Origin of the sequence: Nocardia miyunensis NBRC 108239 (genome assembly GCF_001613065.1) — a bacterium.
GTDB classification, from domain to species: Bacteria; Actinomycetota; Actinomycetes; order Mycobacteriales; family Mycobacteriaceae; genus Nocardia; species Nocardia miyunensis.
In genome coordinates, this window is sequence record NZ_BDBQ01000036.1 from 133,002 (window position 1) to 152,958 (window position 19,957).

The window sequence follows — 19,957 nt, forward strand, 5'->3', positions numbered from 1 at the left end:
GAAAGCGAAATGTCCAGTGCGAGTAGCGCAGTCCTGGCTGACGGAAATCCTGCAGCGCACCACCCCCGGCTGGTCGGTGACGCCGGAGGAGCTCGATGCGGGCTTCGTCCGGGTCGGTCTGGAGGTCGAGGAGCTCGACCAGCTCGAGCGGATCACCGGTGATCTGGAACATCCGCTGGTGGTCGGCCGCGTCGCCGAGATCACCGAGCTGACCGAGTTCAAGAAGCCGATCCGGTTCTGCAAGGTCGAGGTGGGCAAGCCGGACCTGCAGGAGATCGTCTGCGGCGCACGGAATTTCGCGGTCGGGGATCTTGTCGTCGTGGTGCTGCCCGGCGGTGTGCTGCCCGGCGGGTTCGCGATCAGCTCGCGCAAGACCTACGGGCATGTGTCCAACGGCATGATCTGCTCGGTCGCCGAACTCGGTATCGGCAAGGATCATTCGGGCATTCTGGTGCTCGAGCCGGGTACCGCCGAGCCGGGCGCCGACGCGAACGAGCTGCTGGGCCTGGACGATACGGTGATCGAGCTCAACATCACCCCAGACCGCGGCTACTGCTTCTCGGTGCGCGGCCTGGCCCGCGAACTCGCCTGCGGCTTCGATCTGGAGTACGCCGACCCGGCGGTGCGCACCCTGCCCGACGACGAGGCCGAGGCGTGGCCGGTGCGGGTCGAACCCGACTCGGGCTGTACGCGTTTCGCGGCCCGGCGGGTCACCGGCATCGATCCGTCCGCGGTGAGCCCGTGGTGGTTGCAGCGGCGCTTGCTGCTGGCCGGGGTGCGGCCAATCTCGCCCGCGGTCGACGTCACCAACTACGTGATGCTCGAGCTCGGCCAGCCGCTGCACGCCTTCGATGCCGCGAAACTCACCGGGGGGCTGGTGATCCGGCGCGCCAACAAGGGCGAGACGCTGCGGACCCTCGACGAGGCCGAGCGGGTCCTGGACGGCGCGGACACCGTCATCGCCGACGATTCCGGAGTGGTTTCGCTGGCCGGGATCATGGGTGGCGCGTCGACCGAGGTGAGCTCGGATTCCACGGACATCCTGCTCGAGGCCGCCACCTGGAATCCGCTCGCGGTCTACCGCACCGCGCGGCGGCACAAGGTGGTGTCCGAGGCGGGCCGCCGCTACGAGCGGGTGGTCGATCCCGAGGTGAATGTGGTCGCGCTCGATCGCGCGGCCTCGCTCCTGGCCGAGATCGCCGGTGGCACAGTCGAATCCGCGCTGACCGACGTGCGGCTGCCGGTGCCGGACGTGACGCCGATCCGGATGGATCTGGACCTGCCCGACCGCACCGCCGGGGTGAGCTACCCGACCGGGACGGCCGCGCGACGGCTGGCGCAGATCGGTTGCGCGGTCGACGTCGACGTCAGTGAGAGCGGCCATGGTCAGCTCGTCGTGACTCCGCCGAGCTGGCGTCCGGACCTGGTGCAGCCGGCCGATCTGGTCGAGGAGGTGTTGCGGCTCGAAGGGCTCGAGCAGATCCCCTCGGTGCTGCCGACCGCGCCCGCGGGCCGGGGGTTCACGCCCGCGCAGCGTCGTCGCCGGTCGGTCAGCCGCGCCCTGGCCTTCTCCGGCTGTGTCGAGGTGCCCGTGTCGATCTTCCTGCAGAGCGGGGTGTTCGACGTGTGGGGCCTGGACGCCGACGACGTTCGCCGCACGACCATGCGCGTGCTCAATCCGCTGGACGTCGAGCGGGCCGAACTGGCCACGACCCTGCTGCCCGGACTGCTGGAGGTGGCCGCGCGCAACATCTCCCGCGGTGAACGCGATCTGTCGATCTACGGCATCGAACAGGTGGTGCTGCCCGGACCGAAGACCGGTCCGGTCGCCGAACTTCCGGTGGACCGGCGGCCCACCGACGAGCAGATCACCGAGCTGATCGAATCGCTGCCCGAGCAGCCGGTGCACGTCGCCGCGGTGCTCACCGGACGCCGGGAACCGCGCGGTCCGTGGGGGCCGGGCCGGGCCGTGGAGGCGGCCGACGCCTTCGCGATCGCCGATGCGGTCGCCGATGCCGCCGGAGTGCGGATCGAGCGCCGGGCGGCGGCCTATCTGCCGTTTCATCCGGGGCGTTGCGCCGAACTGGTCGTGGACGGCGAGGTCGTCGGCCATGCGGGCGAATTGCATCCCGCGGTGCTCGAACGCGCGGGCCTCCCGCCGCGCACCTGCGCGCTGGAACTGGACCTCGATGCCCTGCCGCTGCGCGAATCCCGGCCCGCGCCGCGGATTTCTCCGTTCCCGGCGGTGCTGCAGGACGTGTCGGTGAGCGTCGAACGTTCGATCCCCGCCGCCGCCCTCGAATCGGCCCTGCGCTCGGGTGCGGGCGATCTGCTCGAGGACATCGCCCTTTTCGACGTCTACGAGGGCGCGCAGGCCGGTGAGGGCCGCAAGTCGCTCACCTACGCCCTGCGCTTCCGCGCCGCGGACCGAACACTGACCGAGGACGAGGCGAGCGCCGCGCGTGACGCGGCGGTCGAGGCGGCTGCCGCGTCGGTCGGAGCCGTACTGCGCGCCTGATTCGATTCCGGGTGCGGCGCTGAAAAGCACCCCGGCGCGGTCTGCTCGGGTCGATGTCCTGCGGGTCGAGCGCAGGCGACCGCGCCTGGTACGTCACCGGGTCAGCGGTCGGGCCCGGTATGCGGATCGGACGTTCGCACATTCCGGGAACACGGGCAAATCCGTCGTGCGACGAGGGTTGCGATTCGCGGCGGTTAAGCTCAGCCGATGAGCGTGTCCCGGGATCTCGTGCGTCGCGGTGTGCTGGCCGCGGCGCTTGTGCTGGTGGCGGCCGGTTGTGGGCAGCAGGCGTGGTCGGCGAGTCCGGCTCCGTCGAGTGCGGTGCCGAGTGCGGTGTCGCCGACCCGGGCTGCCGCGCAGCCGGTGAACTACGACGGCGGGAACGCCGGACTTCCGGCGGGGGTGCCCGCGCCGCCGGCCGGGACCGATCAGCTGGTGACGGTGCTGGTGGCCGGACCGGGCAGTACGTCGGGATCGTTGCAGGCGTGGCAGCGGTCGGGCGGCCGGTGGACCAGTGCCCTTGCGCCCGTGACGGTTCGAGTCGGCACGCAGGGCGTCGGACAGACGCATGAGGGGATGAACCGCACGCCGGTGGGCACGTTCGGGCTGCCGTCCGCATTCGGGCGTCAGGCGAATCCGGGGACGCGGATGCCGTATCGGCAGGTCGGCGACAGCGACTGGTGGGTCAGCGATCAGAACAGTCCGCAGTACAACACCTATCGGCACTGCGCGCCCGGTACCTGCCCGTTCAACGAGAGGGCCGGGGAGAATCTGGGCCGGGTCGGCACGAGCTACGACTACGCGATCGTCATCGGCTACAACACCGTCCCGGTGCGCCGGGGCGCGGGCTCGGCCTTCTTCGTTCACGTGGATGCCGGGATCCCGTCGCAGGGCTGCGTGGAGACGCCGCGCAATGCGGTGGTCGCCCTGCTGAAATGGCTCGATCCGAGCCGTCGTCCGGACATCACCATCGGATACCGTTAGCCGAGCGAACTATGCGGAGACCTACCATAGCGGCATAACATTTCAGCGCATCTGAGTTCCGCCCACCTCAAAACACGCCAGCTCCTGGCCGGGGCCCGCCCCGGTCCTGGACTGACCGGAGCGAAGGAGCGAAGCGGGGGAGCGGAGGGAGGGAAGGACCGGGGTCACGAGGGCCCCGGCCCGCCGGAGCGAAGCGGAGGCCAAAAACACAGTGCGACATCCGGCGACGCCGATTCTCAACGCCCTGACCTTCCTGCCCGTGCGGGAGATCACGGTGACGCCCGAGCGATTCGGGCTCGAGTACGAGGATCTGTACTTCACCGCCGCGGACGGCACACTCGTCAACGGGTGGTTCGTGCGTGCGGCGAATCCGTTGGGGCACATATTGTTCGCCCACGGCAACGCGGGCAATATCGGCGATCGGTCGCCGGTGCTGGCGCTGCTGGCGGCCGCGGGATTCGACGTGCTGGTGTTCGACTATCGCGGATTCGGCCGCAGCGCGGGGCGTCCCGGCGAGCGCGGGATGTATCTGGACGCCCGAGCCGCGCGTGACGCGCTGCTCGCCCGGCCCGGGGTGGATCCGAATCGTGTTGTGTATCTGGGCAAGTCGCTCGGCGGCGGGGTGATGACGGAACTGGCGACCCGATATCCGCCCGGCGCGTTGGTGCTCATGTCCACCTTCACCAGCCTGCGTGACGCGGCGGGCGCGGTCTATCCCTACATCCCGAGACCGCTTGTCCCCGATGCCTTTCCGAACCTGCGCCGGATCCGCTCGTTGCGCGCTCCGGTGCTGATCATGCACGGCGATCAGGACGAGCTGCTGCCCGTGCGGATGGGCCACGAACTCTACGCGGCCGCTCCGGAGCCCAAGCGACTGCACATCTATCCCGGGGCGGGGCACAACGATCTGATCGTGATCCCCGGCTGGGCGCGAACCGTGGCCGACTGGGCGCGTGCGGCGCTGGCCGGGTCGGCGGTGGCCGATCCGCCGCAGGCCTGATCGTGCCGGTGAGTGGCACCTCGGCTGGAAGTACGTAACCTGGGTTTATGTCGTGACCGAGCGTCTGTGAGGTGAGAGTCGTGACCGATCCGGTGGAAGATCTGGCGGTGCTGCTCGCGGCGCTGCCGGACGAGGACATGCTGAGTGTGGTGCTCGCCGCGACCGCCGGGCGGCCCGGCCTCGAACGGCTGCATCTGGTGGCGGCGGAGCTGTCCGCGGAGAGCGGTCATATGAGCTGGGATCCGGATGTGAATTCGCCCACCGATCCCGCCGCGATGCCGGGCCCGTCCGGTGCGCCGACCTCGTACGACCTGCGGGGTTCCGCATCCGCCGTGCCGATGACGCCGACGTCCGTGCCCGATCTCGGCGGGTATTCCGAATCCGGTGTCCCTACTTTCGAGTCAGTTCGCGATAAAGTCGAGCGACGCTTCGGCAACGCGCAGGGTATGGATGAACTCGATCGGCAGACCCCGGCGGGCCGCAGTGTGCAGGAACAGTGGCAAGCGCGGTCGAAATCCGCACGAGAGCGCCTGGACGAGATCCGGAAGTCATTGCACCGCAACGACCCCGGCTGATCGGGCGGGCCACCGAACGAACTAGGGGTGCCGATGGCCCAGCCGCGCGAGATCGCCGAGCGACTGCTCGACGCGCAAGTCGATTTCATTCTCGCGGAGGTGACCGGCGACCGGTTCACCGAGGTGGTCGGCCGCGACGTGGCAGCGGTGCTCGAGGTCGCCGACGCCATCGTCTTCCGTGACGTGGTCACCGTCGAGGACGCGAAGCAGACCCTGCGCGTGGTCGTCGACCGGATCGGCGGCGGTCCGGCGCTCGGGGATTCGGTGGGCGTGTTCGCCGACGCGATCTACGACGACATCGCCCGCAACAAGGACTACACCCTCGGTGACGTGGTGGATCGCGAACCGGTGGAAGCGTTGCTGGAGAAGATCTTCGGCATGCACCAGGCGCAGGAACGTCTGCTCGAGCGGCTCACCGAGAGCCCGCTGGTGGCCACCGTCGCGTCCAAGTTCGTCGATCGGCTGATCGATGACTTCATGGAGTCCAATCGGCAGATGGCCTCGAAGATTCCGGGTGTGGGATCGCTGGTCTCGTTCGGCACCTCGGCCGCCAAATCGGCCCGCAAGGCCGCCGAGAAGGCCGCGGACGGTACGTTCATCGGTGAAATGGCCGGTAAGGGAGCGCTTTTCGCGCTCAAGCGCACCAACAACGCGATTCGCGAGATGTTGCGCGAAGCGCCGGTGCACAGTGCGGCCATGGAGTTCTGGGATCTGCACGCGGACGAGCCGGTCAGCGGCCTGCGCGACTACCTGAGCCAGCAGGACGTGCGCGAACTCGCCCAGATCGTGCACAGCATCGCGCTGACCACCCGGGAGAAGGAGTACTTCGGCCTGCTCTTGGACGAGTGCGTCGAGGTGTTCTTCACCAAGTACGGCGATCACACCCTGGCCGGACTGCTCCCGGAACTGGGTCTGTCCGAGGAGGACATCCGCACCGAGATCCTGCGCTACGGTCCGGCGGTGGTCGAGGCGGCCGAGCGAAATGGTGTGCTGGCCGGGCTGATTCGCGAACGCCTCGAGCCGTTCTACGTCTCCGGCGCGGTGCTGGCGATCCTCGGTGAGGCCACCGCCTGAGTGTCGCGGATCTCCGCTACTCGGAGATGATCGCGACCGCGTCGATCTCCACCAGCATCTCCGGCCGTGGCAAACCGGTGAAAACCGTTGTGCGGCAGGGCAGGACGCCGCTCGGCGTGTGCTCCCGAACGAAGGCGCCGTACGCGTCGTTCATGGCGGCGAAGTCGTTCTGCTCGGTGAGGTAGACCCGGAGCATCACCACATCGTCGAAGGTGGCTCCGGACGCCTGCACGATCGCCGCGACGTTCCGCAGGGTGCGCGTCGTCTGAGCGGCCACGTCGCCCGGGTGCAGGTACTCGCCGGTGGCGGGGTCGACCGGGCCCTGACCCGAGACCTGGACGAACGGGCCCTTGCGCACGCCCTGGGAGAAGGTGTGCGCCGGGGCGGGAGCATCGGTGGTGCGGACGGCGATTTTCTCGCTCACGGTGTGCCTTTCGGATGTTCGGACGGACGGGGGTCGGCGCGCGGGTTCCAGCCGAGCTCGGCGGAGACTGCTTCGGCGGTGGCCCGCACCCGCGGCAGGAGGCCGAGGACCTGTTCGTGGTCCAGGAGTACCTCCGGTACCGACACCGAGATCGCGGCCACGACCGCGCCGGTGCCGTCGCGCACCGGGGCCGCGACGCAGTTGACGAAACTCTCGTGTTCCTCGTGATCCTCGGCGAAGCCCTGGGCCGCAACGCGATCCAGTTCCGTCAGATATTGCTCGGGGGTGCGAATCGTGCGCTCGGTGAACTGGTGGTAGTCCAGTCGTTCGGCGATGGCGGGCCACTGTGCCCGCGGATGCGCGGCGACCAACACCTTGCCGACGGCGGTGCAGTGCAGCGGGGCCGGGCGGCCGACTCGCGAGTACATCCGCACGCTCTGGGTGGCGTCGAGCTTGTCGATGTAGATCGCCTCGCCGGACTCGTAGGTCGCCAGGTGCACCGTCTGCCCGGTGTCGGCATTGAGCGCCTCCAGGTGCGGACGGCCCAGGGTGCGCACATCACGGCGTTCGAGTGCATGATTGGCCAGCTCGAACAGTCGCGAGCCGAGCGTGTACCGGTGGCCGGTGTCGTGCGTGACGAAGCGGTCGGCCTCCATGGTCTGCAGCAGCCGCAGCACCGTCGATTTGTGCACCGCCAGTGTGGCGGCCAGCTGATCCAGCGTCTTGGGATCCTCGCCGAGTTCGACCAGGATGGTCAGGGCGCGTTGCAGACTCTGACTCATGACGCCTCCATCGCACCGGGGGCATACCGCAGTGCGGACCATGCGGAAGGTGTTGCCGCAGCGAATGATTCGAGGACGTCCGGGGCCGGTAGCTCGGCGACATCGCCCGTTCCGGTGAGCGCGGCGGCCGCGCACAGGTGGCCGTAGCGCAGCAACTGCTCATGTGGACGACCCCGCAACAGGGCGGCCAGGTAACCACCGGCGAAGGCGTCTCCCGCGCCGATCGCCTCGGTCACCAGCAGCCGCAGCGCCGGGGTCTCGCACCGGTCGTCGCCGAGGAATCCGGTCACCGAATGTTCGCTGTTCTTCACCACCAGATGCCTTGGCTGCGGGAACATCTCACGCAGCCGGGCGGGATCGCCGGTGCCGAACACCTCCAACGCCTCATCGGCCCCGAGGAACGCGACGTCGGCGGCGCGGATCTGGCGGGCCAGGGTGTCGGCGGCATCGTCATCGCGCCGGATCCACAGCGCCGGACGGTAATTCAGGTCGAAGCTGACCAACCGGCCGTGCCTGGGCAGCGCGAGGATCGCATCGGTGAGTTCGGTCGCCGAAGGGGACAGCGCGGTGGTGATGCCGGTGAAATGGATCAGCTCGCAGTGCTCGAGCACTCCGGCGGCGGCGGTCAGATCCGCGGGAGACAGGGCGCTCGCGGCGGATCCGGTGCGGTAGTACAGCATTCGGCTCGAACCAGCGGGCAGATCGGTGGATAGTGCGGAACCGCCGCCGCGTTCCTTGACGTACAGGCCCGTCGGCCGGGCGGGATCCACGTGCACCGCGGAGGTGTCGACTCCGCGCTCGCGCAGATGCCGGATCAGATAGCGGCCGAATCCGTCTCGGCCGACGCGCGATATCCACGCCGTGCCGATTCCCAGCTGGGTCAGGACGGTCGCGACGTTCACCTCGGCCCCGCCCGCGGTGCGCTCGAAGGCGGGGGAGTCCTCGAGCGGGCCGGGTCGCGCGACGAGCACGGCGAGTCCCTCGCCCACGGTGACCGCCCGAATTCGAGGCGGCGTAGGCCAGATCACACTCATCTCCTTCGAACGCTTGCGGCTGTCGGGCATCCTGTGCAGAATAACCAGGGACAACACAATGTGCAATCTGCGTTGCAGATTATGCAATAGCTTGAAGATGTGAACCTGGTGAGAGGAGTGTCGTGGCGATCGTCGGCGCACCGCCCATCGACACCGCGATGGTCGCGGCCCTGCACGAGCGGGTCCTGGGCCCGGAACACAAATCGCTGCCGCCCGCGGCATGGGGGCGTACCGTGCGCGAATTCCTCGCCACCGCACCGCATCTCGACGACCTGCAAACGCCGGTGCTGACCGTGGAACGCGCCGCGCTGGATGCGAACGTGCGGCGGATGGCCGACTGGGCCGCGGCGGCCGGAGTGCGGCTGGCCCCGCACGGCAAGACGACGATGTCCCCGCAGCTGTGGGGCGAACAGCTCGCGGCCGGCGCCTGGGGCATCACCCTGGCCACCGGCTGGCAGGTGCAGGTGGCGCGCTCGTTCGGCGTGGCCCGCATCATCCTGGCCAACGCGCTGGTCGATCCCGTCGGATTACGCTGGCTCGCAGCCGAACTCGCCCGCGACCCGGGTTTCGAGTTCCGCAGCTGGGTGGACAGCGTGGCGACGGTCGAGATGATGGATCGGCATCTGGCCGGCGCTCCGGCGGGTGTCCGCGTCGCGGTGCTGGTCGAGCTGGGCGGCCCCGGCGGACGCACCGGCGCCCGGGGCGTCCAGGAGGCCCTGGCCGTCGCCGCCGCGGTGCGACGTTCCGCGCGGCTCGAGCTGGCGGGCGTCGGCGGATACGAGGGCGCGTTCGCGCACGACCGCGAGGCCGGAGCGGTCGCGGCGGTACGCGGCTATCTCGACGATCTGGCCCGCCTGCACCGTGAACTCGCCGAGACCTACGAGCGTCCGGCGATTCTCACCGCCGGTGGCAGCGCCTTCCAAGATCTGGTGATCGATCGGCTCGCCGGATCGGCCGACGAGCACGGCGCACACGGCCCGGCGACGACCGTCGTGCTGCGGTCGGGCGCGTACATCATCCACGACGACGGCTTCTACTCCGGCATCTCGCCGCTGGCCGCCGAGCGCACCGAGCGCCCGCTGCGCTCGGCCATGCACGGCTGGGCGCGCGTGGTGTCGCAGCCCGAGCCGGGACTGGCACTGCTGGACGCCGGTCGGCGGGACCTCCCGTTCGATTCGGGATTGCCGGTACCGCAACGACTTTCGCGGGGAATTGGGCAGGAGGGAATGCCGGAAGGAGCGTATGTGTCGGCGCTCAACGACCAGCATGCTTTCCTGCGTCTACCCGCCGACGGGGTGGCGCCCATCGGCGGCGTCGTGCGGCTCGGGCTCTCGCATCCGTGTACGGCCTTCGACAAGTGGCGGCTGATCCCGGTGATCGACGCCGCCGCCGCCGACCGTCCGCGCCTCGTCGACCTGCTGCACACCTTCTTCTGAGGCAGCGAAAGATGATGGGCAGTTTGCTGATTCGCGGAGTGGACGTCGTGGACGGAACGGGCGCGCCCCGCTGCCGCGGCGACGTCGCGGTGGCGGGCGGGCGCATCACCGAACTCGCCGGACCCGGCACCATCGCCGGGGCCGAGCGTGTCATCGACGGCGAGAATCTGGTTCTGGCACCGGGTTTCATCGATATGCACGCGCATTCGGACCTGCATCTGCTCACCGATCCGGGACATCTCCCGAAGATCAGCCAGGGCATCACCACCGAGGTGATCGGGCAGGACGGGCTGTCCTACGCACCGGTCGACGCGGCCGCCCTGGCGGTGCTGCGCCGCCAGATCGCCGGGTGGAACGGCAATCCCGCCGATCTCGACTTCTCCTGGCGCACCGTCGGGGAGTACCTGGACCGGCTCGATGCGGGGATCACCCCCAATGCCGTCTATCTGGTGCCGCAGGGCACGCTGCGACTGCTCGTCGTCGGCCCCGAGCGGCGGCCGGCGACCGCGCGGGAGATCGACCGCATGTGCGCGCTGCTCGCCGAGGGGCTCGCGCAGGGCGCGGCCGGGATGTCCAGCGGTCTGACCTACACGCCCGGAATGTACGCGGACACAGCGGAATTGGCGGCACTGTGCGAGGTGGTCGCGGCCGCGGACGGCTTCTACGCCCCGCACACCCGCTCCTACGGCGCGGGAGCGCTCGACGCCTATGCCGAGATGATCGAGCTGGCCCGCCGTACGGGTTGCGCGGTGCACCTGACCCACGCCACCATGAATTTCGGCGTGAACCGCGGGCGCGCACCTGAATTGCTGGACATGATCGACGACGCGCTGGCGCAGGGCTGCGATATCAGTCTCGACACCTACCCGTATCTGCCCGGATCGACCACCCTGTCGGCGCTGCTGCCGAGCTGGGCCTCCTCGGGCGGACCGGATGCGACGCTGGCCCGCCTGGACGATCCGGCGGATCGGGCGCGGATCGCCGCCGACGTCACCGTGCGCGGTTCGGACGGCTGCCACGGGGTCACGGCCGACTGGGACACCATCCAGATCAGCGGCGTCGCGGAACCGGGTCTGAGCCGGTACGTCGGCCGGACGATCACCGATATCGCTGCGGTACAGGATATTTCACCGGTCGAGGTTTTCTTCGATCTGCTTCGGCGGGACGGGCTGGCCACCACGATCCTGCAGCACGTCGGGCACGAGGAGAATGTGCGCGCCATCATGCGTCATTCGCGGCACATGGGCGGCAGTGACGGGTTGCTCGTCGGGGATCGACCGCATCCACGGGCCTGGGGCGCGTTCCCGCGATACCTCGGTCGCTACGTGCGCGAACTCGGCGTGCTCGGACTCGAGGAGTGCGTACACCATCTGACCGGACGACCCGCACAGCGGCTGCGCCTGCGTGAGCGTGGCCTGATCCGGCCCGGTTACGCCGCGGATCTGGTGCTGTTCGATCCCGAAACGATCACCGACACCGCGACATTCGAGCACCCCAAGCAGCAGGCACGCGGTATCACGCACGTGCTGGTGAACGGCGAATTCGCGATCGACGGCGGCACGCCCACCGGAATGCTCGCCGGGCGCGCGCTGCGCATGACCTCCCGCGGCACCTATGTGAAAGACGGACAGAACCAATGAACACAGCCATGGACATGATCCGCGCCGACCGGGTGCTCACCGTCGTGCGCGCCCCGGTCATCCCCGACCCGGCGGCCCTGGCCGAAGCGCTGTCGGGCGCCGGAATCCGCGCGGTGGAACTGACTTTCACGACGCCGGGCGTAACGGACGCGCTGGCCGCTGCCTCGACCGTGCCGAATGCCGTGGTCGGCGCGGGCACGGTGCTGACCGGTGAGCAGGCCGAGCAGGCCATCGGCAGCGGGGCACGGTTCCTGGTGACGCCGGGGCTGCGCCCGGCCGTGGCGGAAGTGGCCGCACGGCAGGACATTCCGGTGCTGATGGGCGCGCTCACCCCGAGCGAGGTGATGGCCGCGCTGGACATGGGCGCGGCGGCGGTGAAGATCTTCCCCGCTCGTGTGCTCGGGCCCGGCTATCTGAAGGATCTGCGGGGGCCTTTCCCCGATGCGGCGCTCATTCCGTCCGGCGGCGTCAACGCCGGTAACGCCGCCGAATTCCTGGCGCACGGCGCGGTGGCGGTCACGGCCGGCACCGACGTCGTCGCACCGGCCGATGTCGCCGCGGGCCGATGGTCCGAAATCGCCTCGCGGGCGGCATCTTTCGTTTCATCCATGAAGTGAGGTAAGTATGGCCGCCACCGTCGATTGGCTGCGGACCACCACACCGGGACTGCTGATTCTGTGCGGTCTCGCGATCGTCGTGCTGCTCGTGGCGATCATCCGGTTCAAACTCGAGCCGTTCATCGCGCTGCTACTGACCGGCCTGATACTGGCGTTGGCCGCCGGACTACCGGTGTCCAAGATCGTCGGCACCCCGCTGAAATCCTCGGATTCGCTGCTGGAGACGGGATTCGGCGGGATTCTGGGGCACATCTCGGTGATCATCGGCCTGGGCACGGTGCTCGGCGCGATCCTGGAACGCTCCGGGGGCGCGGATGTGCTCGCGGAGAAGTTGCAGAATCTGTTCGGGCCCAAGGGCGCTCCGGTCGCCATGGGCCTGGTCGGCCTCATCTTCGGCATTCCGGTGTTCTTCGACATCGGCATCTTCGTTCTCGCACCGCTGATCTACGTGGCCGCCAAGCGCGGCGGTGGATCGCTGGTGCTGTACGCGATGCCGATGGTCGCGGGCCTGTCCATGACGCACGCGTTCCTTCCCCCGCACCCGGGACCAGTGGCGCTGGGCGGGTTGATGAGGGTGAGCCTGGGCTGGCTGATCATCATGGGCCTGGTGTGCGGTCTGCCGGGATTCGCTGCGGCGGGCCTGGTCTGGGGCACCTTCATCGGCAAGCGGATCACGGTGGACGTTCCGGCGGAGTTCCTGGTGCGCCCCTCGGGTGCGGCGGCGGAACCGAAAAATGGCACGTATTCCGATGGGGCACAAGGGGATACAGCAGTCGAAACCGAAGTGGACCGGCGGCCGTCGGTGGCCCTGATCGGTGCGATCATCGCGATCCCACTGGTGCTCATCCTGGGCGCGACGTTCGGCAGCCAGTTGCTGAAGGCGAAGTCCGCGCTGCTGGAAGTGCTGACCTTCCTCGGCAACCCGGCCGTCGCGCTGCTGATCGCGGTCCTGGTCGCCTTCTACATCCTGGGGCTGCGGCGGGGCTCGACGGTGCAGCAGCTCGGCGTGCTGACCGCGGAATCGCTGCGGCCCGTGGGCATGCTGCTGCTCGTCATCGGCGCGGGCGCGTTCTTCGGCGCGGTCATCTCGGCCACCGGCATCGGAAAGGTGCTCGCGCACACCATGTCCGAGGCCGGACTGCCGGTGATCGTGCTCGCCTACATCATCAGCTGTGGTCTGCGCATCGCCCAGGGCTCGGCCACCGTGGCGATCGTCACCACCGGCGGCATCGTCGGCCCGCTGGTCGCCGGGCACGGCTATTCGCAGATGTCGCTGGCGCTGATCGCCATGGCGATCGCGGCCGGTTCGATCATCCTGAGCCACGTCAACGACGGTGGCTTCTGGATGATCTCGAAATTCTTCAACCTGTCGGTGAAGCAGACCCTGCAGACCTGGAGTGTGCTCGAGACCGTGCTGTCGGTAGTGAGCTTCGCGGTCGCGGCGATATTGTTCGCCCTGGTGAGCTGACCGCGCCGAAACTAGATCTCCGCCGGTTCCGGTTCGCTGCCCATGCCGCCGAACATCTTTCGCTTCAGCGGAGGCAGCGCACCGGCCAGCCGGAAGACCGTGCGGGCCATGGTGCGCGAGACGCGGCTGTCCGAGACGGTCTGTTCGGCGGCCTGCAGGGAGGCGCGCACGGCGGCGAAACCGTAGCCGATCATCTGCGTCTCGTAATCGTGCAGGGCCTCGAGCAGCGGTCGCTCACCGCGTGCGGCGGCGGTGAGCGCGCCGGTCAGCACGTGAGCGTCGCGCAGAGCGATATTGGCTCCGATACCGCGAAACGGGGTCATGCTATGGATGGCATCGCCGAGCAGCGTGACATTGGTCGTCTCCCAAGGCGCGACCGGGACCGAGGTGCGGATCGGCAGCAGTGTGACGGTGTCGGTGTCGCAACCGGTGATCAGCTCGCGTAGCTGCGGGGACCAGTCGGCGGTGAGACGATCGGCGAGATCCTGAAGTTCCCTGGGCCCCAACGCTTCCAGATCCGCCGGATAGTCAATGCGTTTGGCGGCATAGCTCCACAGCACATAGGGTCGGGTGTTGTCGAACAACGCGCCCGGATACAGTTGCGCGGCACCGTCGTTGCCGCCGATCGTCCCGGAATCGGCACCGGCGGCGCCGAATTCGTGCGGCGCGACGAACATGCCGCAGCTCTTGGGCGGAATGACGCTGACCGGAGCGATCTGCAGCCGGGGCGCGAGACGGCGGCGACTCTGCTCGGTCAGCATGTACTTACCGCCGATGGCGACGATTCCGGTGTCGACGCGCTGGGCGTGCGGGAGCAGTTGCGCGCGCACGCGCGAGGTGCCGCCGTCCGCGCCGACCAGTACGTCGCCGAGTGCCGTTGTGCCGTCGGCGAATCGGGCCTCGACGCGGCCGTCGGGCAACTGCGTGTATCCGGTGATCGCCTTGTCGTAGTGCACCACGTCGTCCAGGTCGGACAGCAGGACCTGGCGCAGGGTGATGCGACTGACCCCGAAGTTGCGGTCGACGTCATCGGTCGGATTGCCCTCGATGGTCTCGCGATCGAGTTCGAGCAGGGTACTCATCCGCTCGGTGGCGAATCCGAATCCGAACTCGCTCTCGACCGGGTTGGAATGTGCCACGAACGCGCGGTACAGCTGTTCGGGCAGCAGCTCGTGCAGTGCCCGGCTGCCGCGCGGACTGATGTGAATGCGGAAGCCCTGAAGCCGATCGGTGCGATGCCGATCGCGTTCGTACACCGCGACGTCGATTCCGGCCTTGCGAAGCCCGTGCGCCAGGGCGAGGCCGCCGATCCCGCCACCGGCGATGATCACCCGCACAGATGTGTTGGCGGACATGATGTCTACTTCCAATCCTTGAATAGATTCAGCTTCAGCCCTGGCTCCAGCCGAACGGCCGGTGCCGTTTGCGGGCCGCCTGCTGCTGCTCGGCCCCGTAGCGCGCCCAGTCCTCGGTCAGGCGGTTGAGCAGCCGGGTCAGCGTGAGCACATCCTCGATGGACCATTCGGCGATCACCGCTCCGAAGACCTGCTCGCCGACATCGAGAAACTGGCGCAATTCCGCGCGTCCGGTGTCGGTTGCCATCAGCAGCACCGCGCGCCGGTCCGCTGGATCGGGCTCGGTGGTCACCAACTCGGCCTCGCTCAGCGCCCGGATGTGCCGGGTGATGGAGGAGGGGAGGGCGTCCAGCCGCTCGGCGACTTCGCCCGCCCGCAGCGGCCCGTGTTCGACGGCCAGCTGCAGGACGCCCAGTCGCACCGCGTCGAACATCCGCGCCTGACCCTGCCGATTCGCCTCGGCGAACTGGGAGACGGTGCGGACCAGGTCGGCGATCTGGGACTTACTTGCTTGCATGAAGCAACAGTAAATTACTTGCTCCTGTGAAACAAGTATTATTTCCGGTAACCCCGCTATGAATGGGATTGCATGATCGTGCATAATCATCACATGGCGGATACCTCGAGTGGGCCCGTACTTCGGGTCGCGGTGGCTGGTGCGAGCGGATACGCGGGCGGTGAGGTCCTGCGATTGCTGCTGGGGCATCCGGCGTACCGAAGCGGGCGCCTCGAGGTCGGGGCGCTGACCGCTGGGTCGAACGCGGGCACGCCGCTCGGGGAGTCGCAGCCGCATCTGCTGCCCCTGGCCGATCGGGTGCTGACCGAGACGACGCCGGAGATTCTGGCCGGGCACGAAATCGTCTTCCTCGGCCTGCCGCACGGCCAGTCGGCGGCGATCGCGACCGCGCTGCCCGAGTCCACGGTGATCATCGACTGCGGCGCGGATTTCCGGCTCACCGACGCACAGGCATGGGAGCGGTACTACAAGACCCCGCACGCGGGCAGCTGGCCCTACGGCCTGCCCGAACTACCGGGTGCGCGTGAGCGGCTGCGCGGCGCGACCCGGATCGCGGTGCCGGGCTGCTATCCCACGGTGTCGAGTCTGGCGCTGGCCCCGGCGGTGGCCGCCGGAATCGTCGAGCCGAACGTGCATATCGTCGCGGTGAGCGGAACCTCCGGCGCGGGCCGCAAACCCGATGTGGGACTGCTGGGTTCGGAGGTGATGGGTTCGGTGCGCGCCTACGGCATCGCCGGTGCGCACCGGCACACCCCGGAGATCGCGCAGAACCTGAAGGCGGTGGCCGCGGATGCCGCCGATGTCGCGGTCTCGTTCACCCCGGTGCTCGCGCCGATGCCGCGTGGCATCCTGGCCACCTGCACCGCGCCGACGCGAGTGGATCTCGCGCAGGCCCGCGCGGTGTACGAGAAGGCCTACGCCGACGAGCCTTTCATCCATCTATTGCCCGAAGGGCAACTGCCGCAGACCGGTTCGGTACTCGGCTCCAACGCGGTGACCCTGCAGGTCGCCGTGGACGCCGACGCCGGACTCCTGGTCGTGATCGGCGCGATCGACAACCTGACCAAGGGCACCGCGGGGGCCGCGGTGCAATCGATGAATCTGGCGGTCGGCTACGAGGAGACCGCCGGACTTCCCACCGTAGGAGTGGCACCGTGACATCCAGCGACAAATTGGTCCGGACCCAGGGAGTGACCGCGCCGCTGGGGTTCCGCGCGGCCGGGATCGCCGCCGGGATCAAGGCGACCGGCAAACCGGATCTGGCGCTGGTCGTCAACGAGGGGCCGGAATGCGCCGCGGCCGGGGTGTTCACCCGTAACAAGGTCAAGGCCGCGCCCGTGCTGTGGTCGCAGCAGGTGCTGACCGGCGGCCGGTTGCGCGCGGTGATCCTGAACTCCGGCGGTGCGAACGCCTGCACCGGTCCCGGCGGCTTCCAGGACACCCACGCCACCGCCGAGGAACTGGCGAAGGCGTTGAGCAACTGGGGAACCGAGACCGGCGCGGGCGAGATCGCGGTCTGCTCAACCGGTTTGATCGGGGACCGGCTGCCGATGGACAAGGTGATTCCCGGCGTCACCGAGATCGTGCACGAGATGGCCGGTGGCATATCCGGCGGTACCGATGCCGCGCACGCCATCATGACGACCGACACCGTCCCGAAGGAGACGGCGTACCACCATCACGACAAGTGGAACGTCGGCGGGATGGCCAAGGGCGCGGGCATGCTCGCTCCCTCGCTGGCGACCATGCTGGTGGTGCTGACCACCGATGCCGTGGCCACGCCCGAACAGCTGGATTCGGCTCTGCGCAAGGCGACTTCGCGCACCTTCGACCGGCTCGACGTCGACGGCTCCTGCTCCACCAACGACACCGTGCTGCTGCTGGCCAGCGGTGCGAGCGAGGTCACTCCCGCGCAGGAGGATCTGGACGCGGCGGTCCTGGCCGTCTGCGACGACCTGGCCGCGCAGCTGATGGCCGACGCGGAGGGCGTCACCAAGCGGGTGGTGGTCACCGTGCGCGGTGCGGTGGACGAGGATCAGGCATTGATCGGCGCTCGCGCGATCGCCCGCGACTCGCTGGTCAAGACCGCGTTCTTCGGGTCGGATCCGAACTGGGGCCGGGTGCTGGCCGCGATCGGCATCGCGCCCATCGATCTGGAACCCGACCGAATCTCGGTGTCGTTCAACGGAAGTCCGGTGTGCATCGGCGGGACGGGCGCTCCGGGCGCACGTGAGGTCGATCTGTCCGGCGCGGACATCCACGTCGTGGTCGATCTGGATCTGGGCCAGGGCGAGGCCACCATCCGCACCACGGACCTGTCGCACGGGTACGTCGAAGAGAACTCGGCCTACAGCTCATGACCGAGAACGGGTCGAATACCGCTGTGTCACCATCGATTCCGCATGCCGTGGCGGGACTGTCCGCCCTGGACAAGGCGCATGTGCTGGCCGACGCGCTGCCCTGGCTGCAGAAGTTCCGCGACACCGTCGTGGTGGTGAAGTACGGCGGCAACGCCATGATCGACGAGGATCTCAAGCGCGCCTTCGCCGCCGATATGGTCTTCCTGCGCACGGTGGGCGTGCATCCGATCGTGGTGCACGGCGGCGGACCGCAGATCAGCGCCATGCTGAAACGCCTCGGTCTACAGGGTGAATTCCGCGGCGGGCTGCGGGTCACCACGCCCGAGGTGCTCGATGTCGCGCGCATGGTGCTGTTCGGCCAGGTCGGCCGGGAACTGGTCGGGCTGATCAACGCGCACGGACCGTACGGGGTCGGCATTTCCGGCGAGGATGCGCGGCTGTTCACCGCGACCCGCCGAACCCTCCAAATCGACGGCGAGACAACCGATATCGGCCTGGTCGGCGATGTCACCGCGGTGGACCCGGAGTCGGTGCTGGACATCGTCCGGGCGGGCCGTATCCCGGTGGTGTCGACCCTGGCCCCCGACGTGGACGGCGTGGTGCACAACGTCAACGCCGATACCGCCGCGGGTGCGCTGGCCGCCGCGGTGGGCGCGGAGAAACTGGTCGTGCTGACCGATGTCGAAGGGCTGTACACGAATTGGCCCGACCGGTCCTCGCTGACCACGCACATCGACGCCGACGCGCTCGCCGAACTGCTGCCCTCGCTGGGTTCGGGCATGGTGCCCAAGATGGAAGCCTGCCTGCGTGCGGTGCTCGGCGGCGTGCCGAGCGCGCACGTCATCGACGGACGCGTGCCGCACGCGGTCTTGCTGGAACTGTTCACCGGGGAGGGGATCGGTACGATGATCTCGCCCTCGACCCCACCGCGGACCACCGAGTCGCAGGAGGGCACGGAAAACCCATGAGTACTCAGGACATTCAGCAGCGGTGGTCCGCCTCGCTGATGAACAACTACGGCACCCCCGCGATCGCGCTGGTGCGCGGTTCGGGCGCGGAGCTCTACGACGCCGACGGCAAACGCTACCTCGATTTCCTCGGCGGTATCGCGGTGAACAGCCTCGGGCACGCGCATCCGGCGATCGTCGAGGCGGTGACCGCGCAGCTGAACACCCTCGGGCACGTATCGAATCTGTATGCCAGCGAACCGGTGATCGAACTCGCCGAGCGTCTGCTGGCGCATTTCGGTGACGGGGCGGGCCGGGCGTTCTTCTGCAACTCGGGCACCGAGGCGAACGAGGCTGCGTTCAAGATCGCCCGGCTGACCGGACGCACCAAGATCGTCGCCTGCGAGGAGGCATTCCACGGGCGCACCATGGGCGCGCTGGCGCTGACCGGCCAGCCGTCCAAGCGCGAGCCGTTCGAGCCGATGCCGGCCGGGGTCGTGCACGTGCCCTACGGCGACATCGAAGCCCTTGCCGCCGTGGTCGATTCGGATACCGCCGCGGTATTCCTGGAACCGATGATGGGCGAGAGCGGCGTCGTGGTGCCGCCGCCGGACTATCTGGCCGCCGCCCGCGCGATCACCGCCGAACACGGCGCGCTGCTGATCCTGGACGAGGTGCAGACCGGCATCGGACGCACCGGCCACTTCTACGCCCATCAGGCCGCGGGGCTGGTGCCCGACGTGATCACCCTGGCCAAGGGGCTGGGCGGCGGGCTGCCGATCGGCGCGGTGCTGGCGCAGGGCCGCGCGGCGGACCTGCTCACCCCGGGCGCGCACGGGACCACCTTCGGCGGCAACCCGGTCTGCGCCGCGGCCGCGCTGGCGGTGCTGCGCACCATCGACCGGGACGATCTGCTGCACAACGTGGAGACGGTCGGCAAGAAACTCGTCGACGGCATCGACGAACTGGGACATCCGCTGGTCGATCACGTGCGCGGTGCGGGCCTGCTGATCGGCATCCAGCTGACCCGTCCCGCCGCCGCCCAGGTGGAACTGGCCGCGCGGGAGCGGGGTTATCTGGTGAATCCGGCCAAGCCGGACGTCATCCGGCTGGCGCCGCCGCTGATCCTGACCGAGACTCAAGCCGGGAGCCTGCTGGCGGATCTGCCCGGCATCCTGGACACCGCCCTGGACAAGCAGACCACCCTGGAGAAGGGGGACGAGTGA

General features: G+C 68.8%; 18 protein-coding genes. 13 read left to right on the forward strand and 5 right to left on the reverse strand.

The window, feature by feature from the left end; genetic code table 11:
• Window positions 1-16 precede the first annotated feature (16 nt).
• The 5 genes from pheT (at window position 17) to NM2_RS15175 (ending at window position 6,151) form a co-directional block, all read left to right on the forward strand.
• Window positions 17-2,518 (forward strand): phenylalanine--tRNA ligase subunit beta, encoded by a 2,502-nt coding sequence (gene pheT, locus NM2_RS15155; protein ID WP_067668950.1) that lies wholly within the window; start codon window positions 17-19, stop codon window positions 2,516-2,518.
• Between the two features lie 207 nt (window positions 2,519-2,725).
• Entirely contained in the window at window positions 2,726-3,502 is a 777-nt protein-coding gene (locus NM2_RS15160; RefSeq protein ID WP_218025918.1) for a L,D-transpeptidase family protein, read from the forward strand.
• Between the two features lie 211 nt (window positions 3,503-3,713).
• The gene (locus NM2_RS15165; protein ID WP_067668952.1) at window positions 3,714-4,502 is read left to right on the forward strand and encodes an alpha/beta hydrolase; all 789 of its coding nucleotides are present in this window, start codon (window positions 3,714-3,716) and stop codon (window positions 4,500-4,502) included.
• Between the two features lie 80 nt (window positions 4,503-4,582).
• A complete protein-coding gene (locus NM2_RS15170; protein WP_067668954.1) occupies window positions 4,583-5,077 on the forward strand; it encodes a PspA/IM30 family protein in 495 nt (164 codons plus the stop codon).
• Window positions 5,078-5,110: 33 nt separating this feature from the next.
• Window positions 5,111-6,151, forward strand: coding sequence for a hypothetical protein (locus tag NM2_RS15175; protein ID WP_067668956.1), 1,041 nt, complete (start codon window positions 5,111-5,113; stop codon window positions 6,149-6,151).
• Window positions 6,152-6,167: 16 nt separating this feature from the next.
• Here NM2_RS15175 and NM2_RS15180 read toward each other — a convergent pair whose 3' ends face one another.
• The 3 genes from NM2_RS15180 to NM2_RS15190 are packed head-to-tail and all read right to left on the reverse strand — an operon-like array spanning window position 6,168 to window position 8,421.
• The gene (locus NM2_RS15180; RefSeq protein WP_067668958.1) at window positions 6,168-6,575 is read right to left on the reverse strand and encodes a RidA family protein; all 408 of its coding nucleotides are present in this window, start codon (window positions 6,573-6,575) and stop codon (window positions 6,168-6,170) included.
• Complete coding sequence (locus tag NM2_RS15185) at window positions 6,572-7,357, reverse strand: IclR family transcriptional regulator (RefSeq protein WP_067668960.1); 786 nt, start codon at window positions 7,355-7,357, stop codon at window positions 6,572-6,574. Before NM2_RS15185 ends, NM2_RS15180 begins: the two co-directional genes overlap by 4 nt.
• Window positions 7,354-8,421 carry a sugar kinase gene (locus NM2_RS15190; protein ID WP_245718040.1) on the reverse strand — a complete coding sequence of 356 codons (1,068 nt, stop codon included), beginning with the start codon at window positions 8,419-8,421 and terminating at the stop codon, window positions 7,354-7,356. The genes NM2_RS15185 and NM2_RS15190 overlap by 4 nt, the downstream gene beginning before the upstream one ends.
• A gap of 92 nt (window positions 8,422-8,513) precedes the next feature.
• Here NM2_RS15190 and NM2_RS15195 point away from each other — a divergent pair, with 92 nt between their 5' ends.
• The 4 genes from NM2_RS15195 to NM2_RS15210 are packed head-to-tail and all read left to right on the forward strand — an operon-like array spanning window position 8,514 to window position 13,552.
• Complete coding sequence (locus tag NM2_RS15195; RefSeq protein WP_439956874.1) at window positions 8,514-9,827, forward strand: type III PLP-dependent enzyme domain-containing protein; 1,314 nt, start codon at window positions 8,514-8,516, stop codon at window positions 9,825-9,827.
• A gap of 14 nt (window positions 9,828-9,841) precedes the next feature.
• Window positions 9,842-11,467, forward strand: a complete 1,626-nt coding sequence (locus NM2_RS15200; protein WP_067669078.1) for an N-acyl-D-amino-acid deacylase family protein — start codon at window positions 9,842-9,844, stop codon at window positions 11,465-11,467.
• Window positions 11,464-12,084 (forward strand): bifunctional 4-hydroxy-2-oxoglutarate aldolase/2-dehydro-3-deoxy-phosphogluconate aldolase, encoded by a 621-nt coding sequence (locus NM2_RS15205; RefSeq protein ID WP_067668962.1) that lies wholly within the window; start codon window positions 11,464-11,466, stop codon window positions 12,082-12,084. Before NM2_RS15200 ends, NM2_RS15205 begins: the two co-directional genes overlap by 4 nt.
• A gap of 7 nt (window positions 12,085-12,091) precedes the next feature.
• A complete protein-coding gene (locus NM2_RS15210; RefSeq protein WP_067668964.1) occupies window positions 12,092-13,552 on the forward strand; it encodes a GntP family permease in 1,461 nt (486 codons plus the stop codon).
• Between the two features lie 11 nt (window positions 13,553-13,563).
• Here the strand turns inward: NM2_RS15210 and NM2_RS15215 are convergent, their stop codons facing one another.
• Together NM2_RS15215 and NM2_RS15220 are read right to left on the reverse strand one after the other, a co-directional pair.
• Window positions 13,564-14,907, reverse strand: coding sequence for an FAD-dependent oxidoreductase (locus tag NM2_RS15215; RefSeq protein WP_067668967.1), 1,344 nt, complete (start codon window positions 14,905-14,907; stop codon window positions 13,564-13,566).
• A 34-nt stretch (window positions 14,908-14,941) separates the two neighbouring features.
• Entirely contained in the window at window positions 14,942-15,424 is a 483-nt protein-coding gene (locus tag NM2_RS15220; RefSeq protein WP_067668969.1) for a MarR family winged helix-turn-helix transcriptional regulator, read from the reverse strand.
• Window positions 15,425-15,517: 93 nt separating this feature from the next.
• Here NM2_RS15220 and argC point away from each other — a divergent pair, with 93 nt between their 5' ends.
• The 4 genes from argC to NM2_RS15240 are packed head-to-tail and all read left to right on the forward strand — an operon-like array spanning window position 15,518 to window position 19,957.
• On the forward strand, window positions 15,518-16,582 hold the full coding sequence (gene argC / locus NM2_RS15225) for an N-acetyl-gamma-glutamyl-phosphate reductase (RefSeq protein ID WP_067669080.1): 1,065 nt from the start codon (window positions 15,518-15,520) through the stop codon (window positions 16,580-16,582).
• Entirely contained in the window at window positions 16,579-17,784 is a 1,206-nt protein-coding gene (gene argJ / locus NM2_RS15230; protein ID WP_067668971.1) for a bifunctional glutamate N-acetyltransferase/amino-acid acetyltransferase ArgJ, read from the forward strand. Before argC ends, argJ begins: the two co-directional genes overlap by 4 nt.
• Window positions 17,781-18,752 carry an acetylglutamate kinase gene (gene argB, locus NM2_RS15235; RefSeq protein WP_067668973.1) on the forward strand — a complete coding sequence of 324 codons (972 nt, stop codon included), beginning with the start codon at window positions 17,781-17,783 and terminating at the stop codon, window positions 18,750-18,752. Before argJ ends, argB begins: the two co-directional genes overlap by 4 nt.
• Entirely contained in the window at window positions 18,749-19,957 is a 1,209-nt protein-coding gene (locus NM2_RS15240) for an acetylornithine transaminase (protein WP_067668975.1), read from the forward strand. Before argB ends, NM2_RS15240 begins: the two co-directional genes overlap by 4 nt.